Source organism: uncultured Jannaschia sp. (assembly GCF_947494055.1).
Taxonomy (GTDB): domain Bacteria; phylum Pseudomonadota; class Alphaproteobacteria; order Rhodobacterales; family Rhodobacteraceae; genus Jannaschia.
Window position 1 is genome coordinate 1 of record NZ_CANLTR010000205.1, and the last position, 382, is coordinate 382.

The 382-nt window shown below is 67.8% G+C and carries 1 pseudogene; it reads right to left on the bottom strand.

The window, feature by feature from the left end:
• Positions 1–263 (bottom strand): annotated as a pseudogene (locus tag Q1A87_RS23865) (hypothetical protein); the annotation flags it as partial.
• Positions 264–382 lie beyond the last annotated feature (119 nt).

Here is a 382-nt window from a genome sequence, read left to right on the forward strand (position 1 = left end):
GATCGGTTGGGCAGACCGGTCAAGGCGTCGTGGTAGGCCAGATGATGCGCCCGGTTCTCGCTCTCATGGACCTGTGCCGCCGCACGGCGGATACGCTGAAGAAGGAGCGCCACGAGCGTCGCGACGACAAGCAGCGCCGTGGCCAGACCCGGCGCCGCTTCCTGGATCAATTGCAATCCCGGCCGCTCGCGATCCCATGCGACGTAACCCAGGTGCCAGGCGCTGCGGCCGGCGATCGGGACCGCATTCTGGCCGTCCAGCATCGTTTCCCTCGGACGGAACCGGACGTTGGCGACGAGGTAACGTTGATAGTGTCCCACCCTGTGGTGTAGGAGGCCGCGCGCGGAGCCTTTGGCTCGGCGCAGCGTGCGGCCGGGCTGGT